Annotated in this window: 19 protein-coding genes; 13 read left to right on the top strand and 6 right to left on the bottom strand. The window is 71.6% G+C overall.

Features of this window, described 5'->3' with window-relative positions:
* Nucleotides 1-80: 80 nt before the first annotated feature.
* The 3 genes from AB0L75_RS23495 to AB0L75_RS23485 all read left to right on the top strand — a co-directional run bounded on the left by AB0L75_RS23495 (nt 81) and on the right by AB0L75_RS23485 (nt 3,777).
* Nucleotides 81-518 (top strand): gamma-glutamylcyclotransferase family protein, encoded by a 438-nt coding sequence (locus tag AB0L75_RS23495; protein ID WP_365183933.1) that lies wholly within the window; start codon nt 81-83, stop codon nt 516-518.
* 132 nt (nt 519-650) lie between these two features.
* Entirely contained in the window at nt 651-1,475 is an 825-nt protein-coding gene (locus AB0L75_RS23490) for a purine-nucleoside phosphorylase (RefSeq protein WP_365183930.1), read from the top strand.
* A gap of 670 nt (nt 1,476-2,145) precedes the next feature.
* The gene (locus tag AB0L75_RS23485; RefSeq protein ID WP_365183928.1) at nt 2,146-3,777 is read left to right on the top strand and encodes a phospho-sugar mutase; all 1,632 of its coding nucleotides are present in this window, start codon (nt 2,146-2,148) and stop codon (nt 3,775-3,777) included.
* 147 nt (nt 3,778-3,924) lie between these two features.
* Here AB0L75_RS23485 and AB0L75_RS23480 read toward each other — a convergent pair whose 3' ends face one another.
* Nucleotides 3,925-4,614 carry a PH domain-containing protein gene (locus AB0L75_RS23480; RefSeq protein ID WP_365183926.1) on the bottom strand — a complete coding sequence of 230 codons (690 nt, stop codon included), beginning with the start codon at nt 4,612-4,614 and terminating at the stop codon, nt 3,925-3,927.
* Between the two features lie 147 nt (nt 4,615-4,761).
* On the opposite strand from AB0L75_RS23480, the gene deoC reads away from it, so the two are divergent.
* From deoC to AB0L75_RS23465, 3 genes are read left to right on the top strand one after another with little or no spacing between them, the layout of a single operon-like run.
* A complete protein-coding gene (deoC, locus tag AB0L75_RS23475; RefSeq protein ID WP_365184273.1) occupies nt 4,762-5,721 on the top strand; it encodes a deoxyribose-phosphate aldolase in 960 nt (319 codons plus the stop codon).
* 5 nt (nt 5,722-5,726) lie between these two features.
* On the top strand, nt 5,727-7,163 hold the full coding sequence (locus AB0L75_RS23470) for an aldehyde dehydrogenase family protein (RefSeq protein ID WP_365183923.1): 1,437 nt from the start codon (nt 5,727-5,729) through the stop codon (nt 7,161-7,163).
* Nucleotides 7,156-8,040 (top strand): aldehyde dehydrogenase family protein, encoded by an 885-nt coding sequence (locus AB0L75_RS23465; RefSeq protein WP_365183921.1) that lies wholly within the window; start codon nt 7,156-7,158, stop codon nt 8,038-8,040. Before AB0L75_RS23470 ends, AB0L75_RS23465 begins: the two co-directional genes overlap by 8 nt.
* 111 nt (nt 8,041-8,151) lie before the next feature.
* On the opposite strand, the gene AB0L75_RS23460 is transcribed toward AB0L75_RS23465, so the two are convergent.
* A complete protein-coding gene (locus tag AB0L75_RS23460; RefSeq protein ID WP_365183918.1) occupies nt 8,152-8,535 on the bottom strand; it encodes a hypothetical protein in 384 nt (127 codons plus the stop codon).
* Nucleotides 8,536-8,693: 158 nt separating this feature from the next.
* On the opposite strand from AB0L75_RS23460, the gene AB0L75_RS23455 reads away from it, so the two are divergent.
* Nucleotides 8,694-9,296 carry a uridine kinase gene (locus AB0L75_RS23455; protein WP_365184272.1) on the top strand — a complete coding sequence of 201 codons (603 nt, stop codon included), beginning with the start codon at nt 8,694-8,696 and terminating at the stop codon, nt 9,294-9,296.
* A 152-nt stretch (nt 9,297-9,448) separates the two neighbouring features.
* On the opposite strand, the gene AB0L75_RS23450 is transcribed toward AB0L75_RS23455, so the two are convergent.
* On the bottom strand, nt 9,449-10,189 hold the full coding sequence (locus AB0L75_RS23450) for a SigE family RNA polymerase sigma factor (protein WP_365183915.1): 741 nt from the start codon (nt 10,187-10,189) through the stop codon (nt 9,449-9,451).
* A gap of 240 nt (nt 10,190-10,429) precedes the next feature.
* Between AB0L75_RS23450 and afsQ1 the strand changes: the two genes are divergently transcribed.
* From afsQ1 to AB0L75_RS23425, 5 genes are all read left to right on the top strand, one after another.
* A complete protein-coding gene (gene afsQ1 / locus AB0L75_RS23445) occupies nt 10,430-11,107 on the top strand; it encodes a two-component system response regulator AfsQ1 (protein WP_184965132.1) in 678 nt (225 codons plus the stop codon).
* Entirely contained in the window at nt 11,104-12,720 is a 1,617-nt protein-coding gene (locus AB0L75_RS23440; RefSeq protein ID WP_365183912.1) for a HAMP domain-containing sensor histidine kinase, read from the top strand. The genes afsQ1 and AB0L75_RS23440 overlap by 4 nt, the downstream gene beginning before the upstream one ends.
* Nucleotides 12,717-13,319 carry a hypothetical protein gene (locus tag AB0L75_RS23435; protein ID WP_365183909.1) on the top strand — a complete coding sequence of 201 codons (603 nt, stop codon included), beginning with the start codon at nt 12,717-12,719 and terminating at the stop codon, nt 13,317-13,319. Before AB0L75_RS23440 ends, AB0L75_RS23435 begins: the two co-directional genes overlap by 4 nt.
* Before the next feature lie 101 nt (nt 13,320-13,420).
* Entirely contained in the window at nt 13,421-13,981 is a 561-nt protein-coding gene (locus AB0L75_RS23430; RefSeq protein ID WP_365183906.1) for a VanZ family protein, read from the top strand.
* Nucleotides 13,982-14,074: 93 nt separating this feature from the next.
* Nucleotides 14,075-14,275, top strand: a complete 201-nt coding sequence (locus AB0L75_RS23425) for a PspC domain-containing protein (protein ID WP_365183903.1) — start codon at nt 14,075-14,077, stop codon at nt 14,273-14,275.
* A 105-nt stretch (nt 14,276-14,380) separates the two neighbouring features.
* On the opposite strand, the gene AB0L75_RS23420 is transcribed toward AB0L75_RS23425, so the two are convergent.
* Nucleotides 14,381-14,785 (bottom strand): ATP-binding protein, encoded by a 405-nt coding sequence (locus AB0L75_RS23420; protein ID WP_365183901.1) that lies wholly within the window; start codon nt 14,783-14,785, stop codon nt 14,381-14,383.
* Between the two features lie 188 nt (nt 14,786-14,973).
* Nucleotides 14,974-16,122, bottom strand: coding sequence for an adenosine deaminase (locus AB0L75_RS23415; RefSeq protein ID WP_365183899.1), 1,149 nt, complete (start codon nt 16,120-16,122; stop codon nt 14,974-14,976).
* 134 nt (nt 16,123-16,256) lie between these two features.
* Between AB0L75_RS23415 and AB0L75_RS23410 the strand changes: the two genes are divergently transcribed.
* On the top strand, nt 16,257-17,018 hold the full coding sequence (locus tag AB0L75_RS23410; protein ID WP_365183898.1) for an alpha/beta hydrolase: 762 nt from the start codon (nt 16,257-16,259) through the stop codon (nt 17,016-17,018).
* A gap of 187 nt (nt 17,019-17,205) precedes the next feature.
* Here the strand turns inward: AB0L75_RS23410 and AB0L75_RS23405 are convergent, their stop codons facing one another.
* A complete protein-coding gene (locus tag AB0L75_RS23405; RefSeq protein ID WP_365183896.1) occupies nt 17,206-18,168 on the bottom strand; it encodes a LysR substrate-binding domain-containing protein in 963 nt (320 codons plus the stop codon).
* Between the last annotated feature and the right edge of the window lie 26 nt (nt 18,169-18,194).

Here is an 18,194-nt window from a genome sequence, read left to right as displayed (position 1 = left end):
AAGGTGCTACTGCCCGGGGGCGCGCGCGAGTGTCTGCGGGGGCGCGAGTGACGGGACTTTCCCTGCCGTACCCTCTGTGCATGTCGCTCTATGCCGCGTACGCCGGGAATCTCGACGCGCGCCTGATGTCCCACCGCGCCCCGCACTCCCCGCTGCGCGCAACGGGCTGGCTGAACGGCTGGCGGCTGACGTTCGGCGGTGAGCAGCTGGGCTGGGAGGGCGCGCTGGCGACCATCGTCGAGGATCCGCTCGCGCAGGTCTTCGTCGGCCTGTACGACATCGCACCGATGGACGAGGAGTCCCTCGACCGGTGGGAGGGCGTGGGCCTGGATGTCTACCGCCGGGTACGCGTGCGCGTGCACACCCTCGACGGCGAGGAGGCGGCATGGACGTACGCGCTCAACGGCTATGAGGGCGGTCTGCCCTCGGCGCGCTATCTGGGCGAGATCGCCGACGCGGCGGAGTCCGCCGGAGCGCCCCACGACTATGTGATGGAACTCCGCAAGCGCCCCTGCTGAGCACAGCCGATCGACAGGAGACGCAAAGACCTCCTGCGTCACGGGTTTCGTCGGAAACAACAAGACAACGAAAGCGATCCCGTGACGTCTGTCATCTACGCGCGTAGGCGAAGACGAGCTACTCTCGTCGACGTGAACGCATCTCTCCTTCCGGACGACATCCAGGGCGACCCGTACGCCGCCGCCGACGCCGCCGCCGCGCGCCTGCGCGAACTCACCGGCGCCGAGACCCACGACGTCGCCCTCGTGATGGGCTCCGGCTGGGCTCCGGCCGTCGACGCCCTGGGCGCACCCGACGCCGAGTTCCAGGTCACCGAGCTGCCCGGCTTCCCGCCGCCGGCCGTCGCGGGGCACGGCGGCAAGATCCGCTCGTACTCCTTCGGTGACAAGCGCGCCCTGGTCTTCCTGGGCCGCACGCACTACTACGAGGGCCGTGGCGTCGCCGCCGTCGCGCACGGCGTCCGTACGGCCGTGGCCGCCGGCTGCAAGACCATCGTGCTCACCAACGGCTGCGGCGGTCTGCGCGAGGGCATGCGCCCCGGCCAGCCGGTCCTGATCAGCGACCACATCAACCTCACCGCCACCTCCCCGATCGTCGGCGCCAACTTCGTCGACCTGACGGACCTCTACTCCCCCCGCCTGCGCGCCCTGTGCAAGGACATCGACCCCTCCCTGGAGGAGGGTGTCTACGCGCAGTTCCCCGGCCCGCACTACGAGACCCCGGCCGAGATCCGCATGGCCCGTGTCATCGGCGCGGACCTGGTCGGCATGTCCACGGTCCTGGAGGCCATCGCCGCGCGTGAGGCGGGCGCCGAGGTGCTGGGCATCTCCCTGGTCACCAACCTGGCGGCCGGCATGACCGGCGAGCCCCTCAACCACGAGGAGGTCCTCCAGGCCGGCCGCGACTCCGCCTCCCGAATGGGCCAGCTGCTGACCCAGGTACTGGGCAAGCTGTAGAAGAACAACAGCCACCACACACCGACCACGACCGAACCGCCGGACACGCCGGAAACACCGGCGGACGCAAGTGGACCGCTGGGTACGGGGGCCGCGAGCAGGCCACCGGGAACGGGGGTGTCGCGAGCGGGCCACCGGGAACCGGGGTAACGCGAGCGGGCCACCGGGTACATCGGCGGCGCAGCGGAGCGCCGGTCATGGCGGTGGACGCAGGCGGACGCCGGGAACGGGCCCGCGAGCAGGCCACCGGGAACGAGGTCGCGAGCAGGCCACCGGGAACGAGGGTCGTCGGCAGGCCGTCGCATACGGCGGTGGACGCAAGCGGGCCACCGAACATGGGGACCGCAAGCAGGCCGCCAGGTACACCAGTGGACGCAAGCGGACCTCCGGGTACAAAGGCAGACGCGAGCAAGCCACCGGGAACGGGGGCCGCGCGCAAGCCGCCGGGTACGGCGGTGGACACGAGCAAGCCACCGGGTACGGCGGTGGCGCGGGTGGGCTGCCAGGTACAGCGGTGGCGCGGGCGGGCCGCCGGTGTTGCGGTGGTGGTGGTGCGAACCTGCTCGCCCGCTTCTCAGCCGACCGAGTCGGTTGGGCGGGTGGGCAAAACGGGGGTCTGGGGGCGGAGCCCCCAGTGGCCAAGGCAAACACAGGAGAGGTTGATCCCAAGGTGCACGACGATCTCATCGCCCGGGCCAAGGCATGGCTCGCCGAGGACCCCGACGCGGAGACCCGTGACGAACTCGCCGAGCTGATCGACGCCGGCGACACGCAGGAGCTGTCGGCCCGCTTCAGCGGCACGCTCCAGTTCGGCACCGCCGGCCTGCGAGGCGAACTCGGCGCCGGCCCCATGCGCATGAACCGCAGCGTCGTCATCCGCGCCGCCGCCGGCCTCGCCGCGTACCTGAAGAAGAACGGCCAGAGGGGCGGACTCGTCGTCGTCGGCTACGACGCCCGCCACAAGTCCGCCGACTTCGCCCGCGACACCGCCGCCGTGATGACCGGCGCCGGCCTGCGTGCCGCCGTACTCCCCCGCCCGCTGCCCACCCCGGTCCTGGCGTACGCCATACGGCACCTCGGCGCGGTCGCGGGCGTGGAGGTCACCGCCAGCCACAACCCGCCCCGGGACAACGGCTACAAGGTCTACCTCGGCGACGGCTCCCAGATCGTGCCGCCCGCCGACGCGGAGATCGCCGCCGAGATCGACGCGATCGCCTCCCTGAACGACGTACCCCGCCCGGACGCCGGCTGGGAGACCCTGGACGACCGCGTCCTGGACGCCTACCTCGCCCGTACGGACGCCGTACTGGCCCCCGGCTCCCCCCGCACCGCCCGCACGGTCTACACGGCGATGCACGGCGTCGGCAAGGACGTCCTCCTCGCCGCGTTCGCCCGCGCCGGCTTCCCCGAGCCGGTGCTGGTCGCCGAGCAGGCCGAACCGGACCCGGACTTCCCGACGGTCGCCTTCCCCAACCCGGAGGAGCCGGGCGCGATGGACCTCGCCTTCGCCCAGGCCCACGCGACCGACCCCGACCTGGTGATCGCCAACGACCCGGACGCCGACCGCTGCGCGGTGGCCGTGCGCGACGGCGGGGCCTGGCGCATGCTGCGCGGCGACGAGGTGGGCGCCCTGCTCGCCGCCCACCTGGTCCGCCGGGGCGCGACCGGTGTGTTCGCCGAGTCGATCGTCTCCTCCTCCCTCCTCGGCCGTATCGCCGAGAAGGCGGGCCTGCCGTACGAGGAGACCCTCACCGGCTTCAAGTGGATCGCCCGCGTGGAGGGCCTGCGCTACGGCTACGAGGAGGCCCTCGGCTACTGCGTGGACCCCGAGGGCGTGCGCGACAAGGACGGCATCACCGCCGCGCTCCTGATCACCGAGCTGGCCTCCCAGCTCAAGGAGGAGGGCCGTACCCTCCTGGACCTCCTCGACGACCTCGCCGTGGAGCACGGCCTGCACGCCACCGACCAGCTGTCGGTCCGCGTCCAGGACCTGTCCGTCATCACGGACGCGATGCGCCGCCTGCGCGAGCAGCCGCCGACCGAGCTGGCCGGCCTCGCCGTCACCAAGGCCGAGGACCTCACCCGGGGCACGGACAGGCTGCCGCCCACCGACGGCCTGCGCTACACCCTCGACGGCGCCCGGGTGATCGTCCGCCCGAGCGGCACCGAGCCGAAGCTGAAGTGCTACCTGGAGGTCGTCGTACCGGTCGCGGCCCACGCCAAGCTGCCGGCCGCCCACGCGCACGCGGCGAAGCTGCTGAGCGCGCTGAAGCGCGACCTGTCGGCGGCCGCGGGCCTCTGAGCCGTACGCATGTCGAAGGGGTGCCCTCGCCGGGGCACCCCTTCGTGCTCACGTACGCCCCGACGGCGCCCCGCCGCCACCAGACCCGGCGGCGGACGGCTGTGTCATCGAAGTCATCGAAGCATGCGGCCCGCAGTAACGGTTCGCTCAGCCGGTCGCCAGCAGGATCGCGAGAAGCACCGCACCGGCCGCCGCGGGCGCGATCACCTCGTACGCCCAGCGCACGGTGACCTCCCCCTGCGCCGACTCCGCCGTGCCGCGCCGCTCCAGCGTCTCCCGCAGTTCGTCCATGACCTGGTCGGTGTCTGCGCGGGTCGGTCCGCTCTGGACGGCGGAGCCGGCGGCGCTGCCGAAGCTGCCCAGGCCGCCGAGCCCCCTGGGCGCGGCCCCGCCGCGCGCCGCATCGGCCGCCGCCCGCGACTTGCGGACCTCCGCCCGCTTGCGGGCCCGCAGCGAGACCGGAATGGACCACAGCTGGTACTTGCGGCCGGACTTGGCGACGACCTCGTTGGAGTAGCCGGAGCGCAGCGAGGCGACCTCGCCCCAGGGCAGGCCGATGACCCGGAACGGGTTGCGGACGCGCAGCCGGTCCTCGCCGGCGAAGACCGCCGGGCGGAGCGTGAAGGCGATCACCAGCGGCACGACCATGATCATCCCGGCGAGCGCCAGCCAGGGGGCGCGGCCATGGCCCTGGAACAGCGCGTCGAAGCCGAGCCAGCCGACGACGAGCAGCAACAGCACGCCGCCCGCGAGCGCCAGGGGCGAGCGGTAGATCCGGTCCTTGGCGTCGGGCACCGGGGGCTGTGACGCGGGTGACTGGTGGTCCGGGGTCGTCATGCTGCCGATTCTCCATGACACCGGCGCGAATGCTCCACGTACCCCGGCACCGCCGCTCATCCGTGACCCCCGGATGTGAGATGAGCAGCCGGAGGCGTCCCGGGGCTATACATCCGCTACGCGCGTAGATATGCTCGTCTGGTGACCATGCCCATCACCGCACCCCCAGCACCGGCTCTCGCCGACGTCACCGCGTCCGACAGCACGCTGCGCCGCTTCCTGTACGGGCTGCCCGGCGTCGACGCGGTCGGCCTGGAGGCGCGCGCCGCGTCTCTCGGCACCCGTTCCATCAAGACCACCGCGAAGGCGTACGCCATCGACCTCGCCATCTCGATGGTCGACCTGACGACGCTGGAAGGCGCGGACACCCCGGGCAAGGTCCGGGCGCTCGGCGCCAAGGCGGTCCACCCGGACTCGACGGACCGGACGACCCCGACCACGGCGGCCGTCTGCGTCTACCCCGACATGGTGGCCGCCGCCAAGGAGGCCGTCGCCGGCTCCGGCGTCAAGGTCGCCTCGGTCGCCACCGCCTTCCCGGCCGGCCGCGCCGCCCTCGACGTGAAACTGGCCGACGTCCGTGACGCCGTCGCCGCGGGCGCCGACGAGATCGACATGGTCATCGACCGGGGCGCGTTCCTCGCCGGCAAGTACCTGAAGGTGTACGACGAGATCGTCGCCGTGAAGCAGGCCTGCGGCGACAGCGCCCGACTGAAGGTCATCTTCGAGACCGGCGAGCTGTCGACGTACGACAACATCCGCCGCGCCTCCTGGCTCGGCATGCTCGCCGGCGCCGACTTCATCAAGACCTCGACCGGCAAGGTGGCGGTGAACGCGACCCCCGCCAACACCCTCCTCATGCTGGAGGCCGTGCGGGACTTCCGCGCCCAGACCGGCATCCAGGTCGGCGTGAAGCCGGCCGGCGGCATCCGCACCACCAAGGACGCCATCAAGTTCCTGGTCCTGGTCAACGAGACCGCGGGCGAGGACTGGCTGGACAACCACTGGTTCCGCTTCGGCGCCTCCTCGCTGCTGAACGATCTGCTGATGCAGCGTCAGAGGCTGGCCACCGGCCGCTACTCCGGCCCCGACTACGTGACGGTGGACTGATCACCATGGCATCCGCATTCGAGTACGCCCCGGCGCCCGAGTCCCGCTCGGTCGTCGACATCGCCCCCTCCTACGGCCTCTTCATCGACGGCGAGTTCGTGGACGCGGCCGACGGCAAGGTCTTCAAGACCGTCAGCCCGAGCACGGAAGAAGTGCTCTCCGAGGTCGCCCAGGCCGGTGCCGAGGACGTCGAGCGTGCCGTCAGGGCCGCCCGCAAGGCCTTCGAGAAGTGGTCGGCGCTGCCCGGCTCCGAGCGCGCCAAGTACCTGTTCCGCATCGCCCGGATCATCCAGGAGCGCAGCCGCGAGCTGGCCGTCCTGGAGACGCTGGACAACGGCAAGCCGATCAAGGAGACCCGCGACGCGGACCTCCCGCTGGTCGCCGCGCACTTCTTCTACTACGCGGGCTGGGCCGACAAGCTCGACCACGCCGGCTTCGGCGCCGGCCCGCGCCCGCTGGGCGTGGCGGGCCAGGTCATCCCCTGGAACTTCCCGCTGCTGATGCTGGCGTGGAAGATCGCACCGGCCCTCGCGACCGGCAACACGGTCGTGCTCAAGCCCGCCGAGACGACCCCCCTCTCCGCGCTCTTCTTCGCGGACATCTGCCGCCAGGCCGGCCTGCCGAAGGGTGTCGTCAACATCCTTCCGGGCTACGGCGACGCGGGCGCCGCGCTCGTGGCCCACCCGGACGTCGACAAGGTCGCCTTCACCGGCTCCACGGCCGTGGGCAAGGAGATCGCCCGCACCGTCGCGGGCACGAAGAAGAAGCTCACCCTCGAACTGGGCGGCAAGGGCGCCAACATCGTCTTCGACGACGCCCCGATCGACCAGGCCGTCGAGGGCATCGTCACCGGCATCTTCTTCAACCAGGGCCAGGTCTGCTGCGCGGGCAGCCGTCTGCTGGTCCAGGAGTCGATCCAGGACGAGCTGCTGGAGTCGCTGAAGCGCCGTCTGTCGACGCTCCGCCTCGGTGACCCGCTGGACAAGAACACCGACATCGGCGCGATCAACTCCGCCGAGCAGCTGGCCCGGATCACCGCGCTGACCGAGCAGGGCGAGGCGGAGGGCGCCGAGCGCTGGTCCCCGGCCTGCGAGCTGCCGGCCTCCGGCTACTGGTTCGCGCCGACGCTGTTCACGAACGTCACCCAGGCGCACACCATCGCCCGCGACGAGATCTTCGGCCCGGTGCTGTCGGTCCTCACCTTCCGCACGCCGGACGAGGCGGTCGCCAAGGCGAACAACACGCAGTACGGCCTGTCGGCGGGCATCTGGACCGAGAAGGGCTCGCGGATCCTGGCGGTGGCGAGCAAGCTCCGCGCGGGCGTGATCTGGTCCAACACGTTCAACAAGTTCGACCCGACCTCGCCGTTCGGCGGCTACAAGGAGTCGGGCTTCGGCCGCGAGGGCGGCCGCCACGGCCTGGAGGCGTACCTCGATGTCTGACCGTTTGAACGTCTTCAAGACCTACAAGCTGTACGTCGGCGGGAAGTTCCCGCGTTCCGAGAGCGGCCGGGTGTACGAGGTGACGGACTCGAAGGGCAAGTGGCTGGCCAACGCTCCCCTCTCCTCCCGCAAGGACGCCCGGGACGCGGTCGTGGCCGCGCGCAAGGCGTTCGGCGGCTGGTCCGGCGCGACGGCGTACAACCGCGGCCAGGTCCTCTACCGCGTCGCGGAGATGCTGGAGGGCCGCCGCGAGCAGTTCGTGCGCGAAGTGGCCGACGCGGAGGGCCTGTCCAAGGCGAAGGCGGCCGCGATCGTGGACGCCGCGATCGACCGCTGGGTCTGGTACGCGGGCTGGACCGACAAGATCGCCCAGGTGACCGGCGGCGCCAACCCGGTCGCGGGCCCGTTCTTCAACCTCTCCTCCCCGGAGCCGACCGGCGTCGTCGCCGTACTGGCCCCGCAGGAGTCGTCCTTCCTGGGCCTGGTCTCGGTCGTCGCCCCCGTGATCGCCACCGGCAACACCGCGGTCGTGATCGCGAGCGAGAAGGCCCCGCTCCCGGCCCTCTCCCTGGCAGAGGTGCTGGCCACCTCCGACGTCCCCGGCGGCGTGGTCAACGTCCTGTCCGGCCGTACGGCGGAGATCGCGGCGCCGCTCGCCGCGCACCAGGACGTCAACGCGATCGACCTCGCGGGCGCCGACGAGGCGCTGGCGAAGGAGCTGGAGATCGCGGCGGCGGACAACCTGAAGCGGGCACTTCGTCCACAGGCTGTGGATTACTTCGAGACGCCGGGCATCGACCGGATGACGGCGTTCCTGGAGACCAAGACGGTCTGGCACCCGACGGGTTCGCTGGGCGCGTCCGGCTCGTCGTACTGAGCCGGGCACCCGCCGCACCGCGCCGGTCCTCACGACCGAGAGCCGTGTCTTCCCTCCGTCCGGGGAAGGCGCGGCTCTCTCGTGTGGTCGGCCACCGGCGTCCGCGGTCGGCTACTCCATTCCGGCCATGCCGCCCAGCACCCCGCTGAGCCCCTCCGTCACCGGAACGATGCCGACCGGACCGGTCCGGGCGATCGGGCCGGTCAGGCTGCCGAGGTCGCCTTCGTCGACCGGGAGGACACGGGTGTGGGCGACCGGGGTGTACTGGAGGGCCTCCAGGGGGACGGCGGCGTAGTCGGTCAGCCCCGGCACCTGGGTCCCGGCCTGCGGGGACATCGCCTCGAGCGAGGCGGCCCGCAGGGGCACCTCCGCGGCGCGAGGGGCGTCCGCCGCGGAGGCCGTCGCCACGCCCGCGCCCAGCGCCGCCGTGGCGGTCGCGAGGACGATGAGGGCGCGCTGCGCGGTGTGGTTGAGGGGGGACGCGTGTCGTGCCATGCGGGGCCACCTTCTGATACGCAGGGTAAAGAGGTCGACACGTAGGGTAGTTGAGGCGGGAGTCACGCTCAAAAGCCGACCCGCGGGGTCGGCAGGCGGCCCACCATGCGTCAAACTGGTGTTCCGTGAGCATTCATCCTCCGTCCCCCGCCCGAGTCGTGCTGCTGTGCGGTCCCTCGGGCTCGGGCAAGTCACTCGTCGCCGCCCGTTCCGGGCTCCCCGTACTGCGCCTCGACGACTTCTACAAGGAGGGCGACGACCCGACTCTGCCCCTGGTGGAGGGGAGTTCGGACATCGACTGGGACCACCCGGAGTCATGGGACGCGGCCGTCGCCGTCGAGGCGATCAGCCGGCTGTGCGCCACCGGGTCGACACCGGTACCGGTGTACGACATCGCGCTGAGCGCCCGCACCGGCGAGGAGACGCTGCACATAGGCCGTACCCCACTGTTCGTCGCGGAGGGCATCTTCGCCGCGGAGATCGTCGGGCGCCTGCGCGAACTGGGTGTACTCGCGGACGCGCTGTGTCTGACCCGGGGCGCCGTCACCACCTTCCGCCGCCGCTTCCTGCGCGATCTGAAGGAGGGGCGCAAGTCGGTGCCGTTCCTGCTGCGCCGCGGCTGGCGGCTGATGCGCACGGAGCGGTCGATCGTGGCCCGCCAGGTGTCCCTGGGCGCGCATCCGTGCGGCCGGGACGAGGCGCTGGGCCGGCTGGCGGCAGCGGCGGCGGGGCGGCACGCACGCCAGCAGACGGCGGCGTAGCGGTCGTACACCCGCCTGGACGGGTGCCCCCGCCCGCACACACGAGAAGCGGGACTGGACAGGCCCCCCGGCCCTCCAGTCCCGCTTCCTGTGTCCCCCCGTTTTCCGTTCCCCCGTGTCCCCCCGGGTCACCCCCCAGTGACCCCTGACCTTCAGGCGACCAGCTCGCCGAAGGCGTTCTCCTCGTCACGGCCGAAGCTGAGGACCTCGTCCTCGCGCAGCCGGCGGAGCGACCGCCAGATGCTGGACTTCACCGTGCCGACACTGATGTCGAGGATCTCCGCGATCTCCGGGTCCGTGCGGCCCTCGTAGTAGCGCAGGACCAGCATGGTGCGCTGCAGCTCGGGCAGCCGCGCCAGCGCCTGCCACAGGACCGCGCGCAGTTCGGTGCCGCGCATCGCGTCCGTGTCGGAGGGCGTCTCCGGCAGTTCCTCGGTCGGGTACTCGTTGAGCTTGCGGCGCCGCCAGGCGCTGATGTGCAGGTTGGTCATGGTGCGGCGGAGGTATCCGCCGACCGCCGCCTTGTCACTGATCCGGTCCCACGCCTTGTACGTCGAGAACAGCGCGCTCTGCAGCAGGTCCTCGGCCTCGAAGCGGTCGCCGGTCAGGTGGTAGGCGGTGGCGTACAGGGAGGCGCGGCGCTCCTGGACGTAGGCGGTGAACTCCGCCTCCGTCAGGGAACGGCGCTGCTCCCCCGAGTCCCCCCTGTACGCGTTCCCCCCGTGCGTTTCCCCCGTGTGGCCGTCAACCACCGTCATGTACGCGGTGTGCTGACGCCCGGTGCCGCGAGCGCACCCCCGCCCGCTCACGGCACCGGACTTCTCGGCACCCCGGTGCACATCGTGCAGACGCGTGACTACGGCGCTGGTGCTGATGCTGTGCAGCGTGTTCATCTCGCGCTCCCCGTGGTGGACTTCCGGTGGTTCGGTCTTGCCGGGCCGTCTCCGGCTGACCGTCCGGCCCGTGTCCAAAAGACTGCCGGGGTGACTTCATCGGCGTGTCCGTCGACTGTCACAGACCTGTCACAGGGGTCCCGCCCAGGCCCGTCACAGGAAGTGCACAGAGGGTGGCAGTAGGAAAGGCCTGGTGCGCGCAGGTCGTACGACACCCCGTCCATGGGCCAGAATGAGCCCGTGCCTTCCCTGTTGCTGATCGAGGACGACGACGCCATCCGGACGGCCCTGGAGCTCTCCCTGACGCGCCAGGGTCACCGGGTGGCCACCGCTGCCAGCGGTGAGGACGGTCTGAAGCTGCTGCGCGAGCAGCGGCCCGACCTGATCGTGCTGGACGTCATGCTGCCCGGTATCGACGGCTTCGAGGTGTGCCGGCGCATCCGGCGCACCGACCAGCTGCCGATCATCCTGCTGACCGCGCGCAACGACGACATCGACGTCGTGGTCGGGCTGGAGTCGGGAGCCGACGACTACGTCGTCAAACCCGTCCAGGGCCGGGTGCTGGACGCCCGGATCCGGGCCGTGCTGCGGCGCGGGGAACGCGAGTCCAGCGACTCGGCGACCTTCGGCAACCTCGTCATCGACCGCTCGGCGATGACCGTGACGAAGAACGGCGAGGATCTGCAGCTGACCCCGACCGAGCTGAGGCTGCTGCTGGAGCTGAGCCGGCGGCCCGGTCAGGCGCTGTCCCGCCAGCAGCTGCTGCGGCTGGTGTGGGAGCACGACTATCTGGGTGACTCGCGCCTGGTGGACGCGTGTGTGCAGCGGCTGCGCGCCAAGGTGGAGGACGTGCCGTCGTCCCCGACCCTGATCCGCACCGTCCGTGGTGTCGGCTACCGCCTGGACAGCCCTCAGTGACCGACACGCAAGGGGGGCTGCGCGGCTGGGCCGCGGGACGCAAGGGACATCTGTCGCGGCTCAGGTTCACCAGCCTCAGGCTGCGCCTGGTCGTCGTCTTCGGGCTGGTGGCCCTGACGGCCGCCGTGTCGGCGTCGGGCATCGCCTACTGGCTGAACCGGGAGGCGGTGCTCACCCGCGCCCAGGACGCGGTGCTGCGCGACTTCCGGCAGGAGATGCAGAACCGCGCGGGCGCGCTGCCGGAGCATCCCTCACAGGACCAACTCCAGCGTGCGGCGGGCCAGATGGCGGCCAGCAGCCAGCGCTTCAGCGTGCTCCTGGTCGCCCAGGACGCCGACGGCAAGGCGGTGTACGGCAACTCGGGCGGCATCAACGGCTTCTCGCTGGAGGACGTGCCGAAGACGCTGCGCACGGCCGTGCACAAGCAGCAGAAGGTGACCGACGCCAACAAGGAGCCGTACCACCTGTACTGGCAGCGGGTCGTGCAGCACGGCACGCCGTATCTGGTGGCCGGTACCCAGGTGATCGGCGGCGGCCCCACGGGCTATATGGCCAAGTCCCTGGAGCCGGAGGCGAAGGACCTCAACTCGCTGGCCTGGTCACTGGGCATCGCCACCGGGCTCGCCCTGATCGGCGCCGCGCTGCTCGCGCAGGCCGCCGCCACGACCGTACTGAAACCGGTGCACCGGCTGGGCGTCGCCGCCCGGCGGCTCGGCGAGGGCAGACTGGACACCCGGCTGCAGGTGTCCGGCACGGACGAACTCGCCGACCTCTCGCGGACGTTCAACAACGCGGCCGAGGCGCTGGAGCAGCGGGTCGCGGAGATGGCCGCGCGGGACGAGGCGTCCCGCCGTTTCGTGGCGGACATGTCGCACGAGCTGCGTACGCCGCTGACCGCGATCACCGCCGTCACGGAGGTGCTGGAGGAGGAGCTGGAGTCGGAGGCCGGCGGCATCGATCCGATGATCGAGCCCGCGGTCCGGCTGGTGGTCAGCGAGACCCGGCGGCTGAACAACCTGGTCGAGAACCTGATGGAGGTCACCCGCTTCGACGCGGGCACCGCCCGGCTGGTCCTCGACGACGTCGACATCGCCGACCAGATCACCGCCTGCATCGACGCCCGAGCCTGGCTGGACGCGGTCGAGCTGGACGCCGAACGCGGCATCCATGCCCGCCTCGATCCGCGCCGACTGGACGTCATCCTCGCCAACCTGATCGGCAACGCGCTCAAACACGGCGGGTCGCCGGTGCGGGTGTCGGTGCGCATAGACGGCGAGGATCTGGTCGTCGCGGTGCGCGACCACGGGCCCGGCATCCCCGAGGACGTCCTGCCGCATGTCTTCGACCGCTTCTACAAGGCGAGCGCCTCCCGGCCGCGCTCCGAGGGAAGCGGCCTGGGCCTGTCCATCGCCATGGAGAACGCCCACATCCACGGCGGCGAGATCACCGCCGCCAACTCGCCCGACGGCGGCGCGGTGTTCACCCTACGGCTGCCGCGGGACGCCTCCCGGCTGACGGAGGAACCCGACGAGGGCGAGAAGAACGGCAAGAACACCGCAGGAAATCCGGGAAGCGCCGAAAGCGCGGAAAGATCAGGAGAGGAGGGGTCATGACCGTACGACGCTTGCTGGCGCTGCCCCTCCTGGGCCTGCTGCTCAGCGGCTGCGGCATCCGGGCCACGCAGGTCCCGACCGACTTCGGCGCGGCGCCCTCGCGGGTGCCGTGCACGCTGGCCGGAGCGGACCTGTCCACGCAGTCCGCGCACGGCGTGCCCGTGCAGGTCTTCCTGCTCTGCGGGGCGTCCCTGGTGGCCGTCGACCGGACGGTGCGCGTCCCGGAGGGCACCCCGGACGCGCGGCGCCGGGTGATCGTGGCGCAGGGACTGCTGGACCAGCTCGCGGCGTCCCCGTCGGCGGCCGAGCGCTCCGCGGGCTATACGACGTATGTGCCGGGCGGGCTCAGCGTGAGCGGGCCCGGTCCGAAGGACCCCGAGGACGCGCTCCGGCTGAGCGCGCCGCCGTCGCGGCTGACCTCCTACGCCCTGGCCCAGCTGGTGTGCACCCTGTCCGACTCGGCGGCGACGGAGGGCGACGGCTCGGTCATCCTGGGCGGCCCGGACACCGGCCGCCTCCGCCGCTACGCGTGCACCGCCGACGTCCGCGACCGCCCGGGCAACGCCGAGCCACCGTCCAGCGAGGTCCGGGGCCGCTAGCGGGGCCGCCCCCAGGGGTGCCGCGGCCGCCTTACTCGCACAGGCTCCCGAAAAAGTTGCGGCCCGGAACCGTTCGGGCCCGGCGGTGCGTCTAGGGGGTCGTGCAGCGTCAAGGCTCCATCGGCGGCAGCGCCGCGATCCGCATCCGGGCGACAGGCGGTGTCCTCCTCGTCGTCCACCTCACCCTCGTCGCCTGGCTGATGCTGCGACCCCTGGACGTGCCCTGGGTGACACCCCCCAATCTGCACCCCCTCGCCGGCATCCGTGCCGACCTCGCGCTGGGCTGGCCGCAGGCCGCCAAGCCCCTCGGCGAGGGCCTGGCCCTGCTCGCCCCGCTGGGCGTGCTGCTGCCGATGGCACACGGCAGGCTCGCCGTCTCCCCGCTCGCCTCGCTGATCCGCACGGCCGCCGCGGGCGCCCTGATCTCCCTCGGCATCGCCCTGCTGCAGACCGGCGTTCCCGGCAGGGTGGTGGACATCGACTCGCTGCTGCTCAACACCGCCGGCGTGATCCTGGCCCACCTGCTCGTCGTGCCCGCGGGCCGCGCCCGGCTGCGCAGGCGGCAGGTGCACGACGACGCCGAGGCCCGGCCCGTCACCGTCCAGGAGGAGCTGTCTCAGGGGCGCACCCCGACGATTCCCAGGGTCGGAATGGCTCCTTAGAGCGATGCTTCGCCCGGTTCGTCTCCGTATCGTCGAGAACAGCTGAAGGACAGCGAGATCGACGACCACGTCGACAACCACGGAGGAGCCGTCATGACCGCCCTTGCCCGTCCCACCCACGGCCGCATGATCGGCGGAGTGTGCGCAGCGCTGGCGAGGCGCTTCGGCACCTCCGCGACGACGATGCGGGTGATCTTCCTGCTGTCCTGCCTGCTGCCCGGCCCGCAGTTCCTGCTCTACATAGCGCTGTGGATCCTGCTGCCCGCCGAGGACAAGTCGCACACCGCCTGGTGATCGCCTGGTGATCGCCTGGTGCGACCGACCGACCGGCGCCCGGACGCCGTCGGGGCGCCCCAGGACCGGACCGGGGCGCCCCGACGGCGTCGCATGGAGTCGGCGTCAGCCGAGCGTGACCCCCTTCATCGGCAGGTTCTGCGTGGGCAGGCTCTGGGTGTTCAGACCCTGCGTCGGCAGACTCGGCGCGGACAGCCCGCCGATGCGGCTGTGCAGCGGGGCGGTCGGCCCGCCCTGCAGCGCGTTCTCTACGGCCGGCCGCGTGGCGGCCACCCCGGCACCCAGGGCGTCCTGCCCCCGGCTGAGGGCGTCCTGCCCGCGGGTGAGGGCGTCGGCGGTGCCCGGCTGCGCCGTGCCGACGTTCTCGGCCGGCAGCGTCCGGCTGACGGAGTCGAGCGCCGGGGTCGCGTCCGGGGCGGCCGGGGCCGCGTTGGCCGCGCCCGCGCCGAGGGCGGCGAAGGCCGCACCGAGAGCTGCGACACCGAAGGTCCTGGCGGCGGAGTGCTTCATGATAAATGCGTCCTTGAAACGAGGGGACGGGGGAACAAAAACGATGAATGGTCCTCGACCGTAAACACGCCCGATCACCTGCCGCAAACACCGAAATGCGGACGGGTTGTGAACGCACTGTTCACAACCCGGAACCCGTCGACCTGCCGCTATCCCGCGGATCCGTCAGAAGCCCTGGTGGCGGCCACCTACTGAAACAGCCATTCGGATTTCAGCTCCGCATATCCGGGCTTGACGACGTCATTAATCATCGCCAGCCTTTCATCGAAAGGAATGAACGCCGATTTCATTGCATTGACGGAGAACCATTGCAGATCATCGAGGGTGTAGCCGAACGCCTCGACGAGATGCTCGAATTCCTGGCTCATGCTCGTGTGCGACATCAGCCGGTTGTCGGTGTTCACCGTGGCCCGGAAGTGCAGCCGGCGCAGCAGCCCGATCGGATGCTCGGAGTAGGAGGGCGCGGCCCCGGTCTGCAGGTTCGAGCTGGGGCACAGCTCCAGCGGGATCCGCTTGTCGCGGACGTACGACGCGAGCCGGCCGAGCAGCACGGAGCCGTCCTCGCGGACCTCGATGTCGTCGATGATCCGCACGCCGTGCCCGAGCCGGTCGGCGCCGCACCACTGGAGGGCCTGCCAGATGGACGGCAGCCCGAAGGCCTCGCCGGCGTGGATGGTGAAGTGGTTGTTCTCGCGCTTGAGGTACTCGAAGGCGTCCAGGTGCCGGGTGGGCGGGTGGCCGGCCTCGGCGCCCGCGATGTCGAAGCCGACGACGCCGAAGTCCCGGTGGCGGTTGGCGAGTTCGGCGATCTCCAGGGAGCGGGCCGCGTGCCGCATGGCGGTCAGCAGGGCGCCGACCCGGATCCGCCGGCCGGTCTCCCGGGCGAGCCGCTCGCCCTCGCGGAACCCCTCGTTGACGGCCTGGACGACCTCTTCCAGGGTCAGCCCGCCCTCCAGGTGCTGCTCGGGGGCGTAGCGCACCTCGGCGTAGACGACGCCGTCCTCGGCGAGGTCCTCGGCGCACTCCCGGGCGACGCGGACGAGCGCCTCGCGGGTCTGCAGCACGCCTACGGTGTGCTTGAAGGTCTCCAGATACCGTTCCAGCGAGCCGGAGTCGGCGGCCTCGCGGAACCAGATGCCCAGCTTGTCCGGATCGGTCTCGGGAAGCTCCGAGTAGCCGCCCTCCCGGGCGAGTTCGACGACGGTGCCGGGGCGCAGCCCGCCGTCGAGATGATCGTGCAGCAGAACCTTCGGCGCCCGGCGGATCTGGTCCGGCGTCGGAACGTGCACCGGGACGCTCGCCGAGACGGTCCCGGTCGGTGCGGTCTCGCTCGTCATTTCCGCACTGTAACGCCTACGCGCGTAGAGGGCCCGGTGAACGCGGCAACACTTTCCGGGCAGCTTTCCGTCGATACCCAACGGTGACCGCATGTACGGGTTTCGTCCACCGCCCCTTCTGACACTGTTCTGTCATGGGACAGCAAGCGACACCGGTCCGAACGGCCGGGCTGGGGAAGGCGGTCGGCCCGGTGCCGACGGCGGTGAGCGGAGCGGTGCTGCTGCTCCCCGGCGGGGAGGAAGTCTCCGCCCGCAGGCCGTCCTCCGTATGGGCGACGGCCTCCGTCCGCTCCCTGCGCCGCACGATCGCCCGCGCGGGCCGGGCCGAGGGGCTGGCTGTCCATACCGTCCACTACCGGTACCGGGGCTGGAACGGCAGCGAGGCCCACCTCGCCGCGGACGCGGAATGGGCCGCCGACGAGGTCGTACGACGGTACGGGGATGTCCCCGTGTGCCTGGTCGGGGTGGACATGGGCGGACGGGCCGCACTGCGGGCGGGCGGCCACGAAGCCGTCAACTCCGTGGTGGCGCTGGCCCCTTGGCTGCCGGAGGAGGATGTGGCCGCGCCCGCCGAGCCGGTGCGTCAGCTGACGGGGCGCCGGGTGCTGATCGTGCACGGCACGAACGACGAACGGACCGATCCCGAGCTGTCGTTCCGGTTCGCGGCGCGGGCGAAGAAGGCGAACCGGGAGGTGTGCCGGTTCGAAGTGCACTCCGACGGGCACGGGTTGCATGGCCACCGGGACGAAGTGGCCTGCCTGGCCGCCGACTTCATGATGGGTGCGCTGTTCGGGCACCATGTGTCGCGGCCTGTCGCGGACGCGCTGGCCGCTCCGCCGCCGATCGGGCTTCGGATGCCGTTGGCCGTGGGGTTCGGCCGGTCGCTGAAGCGGTAGGGCTCGGGCGGGGGTCCAGTGCCCCGGCAGGCAACGTCTGCCCTTGAGGAGCGGCGTCCGGTGCGTGCTCTGGGGTCCCCCAGCCGTCGGCCGGAAGCCCTCGTACTGGGCGTACGGAAGCTTTCGGCCGGTGCGGCGAGAGGGCGTGCCGGGCGTCGCGACGGGGCGAACGCCGCGTGCCGGGGCACTAGGCCGGCAGCAGATTCCCTCTTCTTGAGAGCAGGAACTTCTTGAAGGCCGCCACCGGCGGGGTGTCCGGGCGGTCGGCCAGCCATGCCACGCCGACCTCCCGTACGGCTCTCGGGGCCGTGACCGACAGTTCGACCACCCCGGGTCTCGGGACCGTCGGCGGCGGCAGGAGGGCGACCCCGAGCCCGGCCGCCACCAAGCCCCGCAGGGTTTCGGCCTCCTCGCCCTCGAAGGCGACCTTCGGGCGGAAGCCGGCCTCGTGGCAGAGGCTGTCGAAGATGCGGCGGAGGCCGTAGCCGGGCTCCAGGGTGACGAAGGTTTCCTCGGCCGCCTCGGCCAGGCGGATACGGCGGCGGACGGCCAGCCGGTGGTCGGCGGGGACGACCAGGCGGAGTTTCTGCTCGTCCAGGCGGCGGGCGACCAGATCGGGGGCGTCCGGCACCGGAGAGGTCAGACAGAGGTCCAGTTCGCCGGCGCGCAGGCGCTCCAGCATGGCCTCGCCGTAGTTCTGGACCAGGCTGAAGCGGACGCGCGGATGGTCGGCGCGGAAGGCGTGCAGCAGTCCGGGCACGGTCTCGGCGCCCATGGTGTGCAGAAAGCCGAAGGCGACCTTGCCGGTCGCCGGGTCGGCGTCGGCGCGCACCTCCTCGGCGGCCCGCTCGATCTCGGTGAGGGCGCGTTCGACGGAGGCGAGGAAGGTGCGGCCGGCGGGGGTCAGCGAGACCGTACGACCGTGCCGGGCGAAGAGGTCGACGCCCAGGTCCTGCTCCAGGCGGGCCATCGCCCGGGAGAGCGTGGACTGCGGGACGTTCATCTCGTGGGCGGCCCGGGTGACGTGCTCGGTGCGGGCCACACCGGCGAAGTGGGCGAGGCGGGGCGCGAGCACCCTCGACATCTCAGACATGTCTTCTGTGTCACTGTTCAATGACAGGCGATCCCGTGAGCTTTGCTGATGCACCATGGGAACGATTATGACCATTCCATGCA

The organism is Streptomyces sp. NPDC052101 (assembly GCF_040680235.1).
Classification (GTDB): domain Bacteria; phylum Actinomycetota; class Actinomycetes; order Streptomycetales; family Streptomycetaceae; genus Streptomyces.
The sequence above is the reverse complement of the archived record's forward strand: the minus strand, read 5'-3'. Positions and strand labels throughout refer to the sequence as shown.

Coding starts and splice junctions, on each gene's coding strand:
- AB0L75_RS23495 (WP_365183933.1), top strand. CDS start 81: ATGTCGCTCTATGCCGCGTACGCCGGGAATCTCGACGCGCGCCTGATG.
- AB0L75_RS23480 (WP_365183926.1), bottom strand. CDS start 4,614: ATGACGACCCCGGACCACCAGTCACCCGCGTCACAGCCCCCGGTGCCC.
- deoC (WP_365184273.1), top strand. CDS start 4,762: ATGCCCATCACCGCACCCCCAGCACCGGCTCTCGCCGACGTCACCGCG.
- AB0L75_RS23470 (WP_365183923.1), top strand. CDS start 5,727: ATGGCATCCGCATTCGAGTACGCCCCGGCGCCCGAGTCCCGCTCGGTC.
- AB0L75_RS23465 (WP_365183921.1), top strand. CDS start 7,156: ATGTCTGACCGTTTGAACGTCTTCAAGACCTACAAGCTGTACGTCGGC.
- AB0L75_RS23460 (WP_365183918.1), bottom strand. CDS start 8,535: ATGGCACGACACGCGTCCCCCCTCAACCACACCGCGCAGCGCGCCCTC.
- AB0L75_RS23450 (WP_365183915.1), bottom strand. CDS start 10,189: ATGAACACGCTGCACAGCATCAGCACCAGCGCCGTAGTCACGCGTCTG.
- AB0L75_RS23435 (WP_365183909.1), top strand. CDS start 12,717: ATGACCGTACGACGCTTGCTGGCGCTGCCCCTCCTGGGCCTGCTGCTC.
- AB0L75_RS23425 (WP_365183903.1), top strand. CDS start 14,075: ATGACCGCCCTTGCCCGTCCCACCCACGGCCGCATGATCGGCGGAGTG.
- AB0L75_RS23420 (WP_365183901.1), bottom strand. CDS start 14,785: ATGAAGCACTCCGCCGCCAGGACCTTCGGTGTCGCAGCTCTCGGTGCG.
- AB0L75_RS23415 (WP_365183899.1), bottom strand. CDS start 16,122: ATGACGAGCGAGACCGCACCGACCGGGACCGTCTCGGCGAGCGTCCCG.
- AB0L75_RS23410 (WP_365183898.1), top strand. CDS start 16,257: ATGGGACAGCAAGCGACACCGGTCCGAACGGCCGGGCTGGGGAAGGCG.
- AB0L75_RS23405 (WP_365183896.1), bottom strand. CDS start 18,168: ATGGTGCATCAGCAAAGCTCACGGGATCGCCTGTCATTGAACAGTGAC.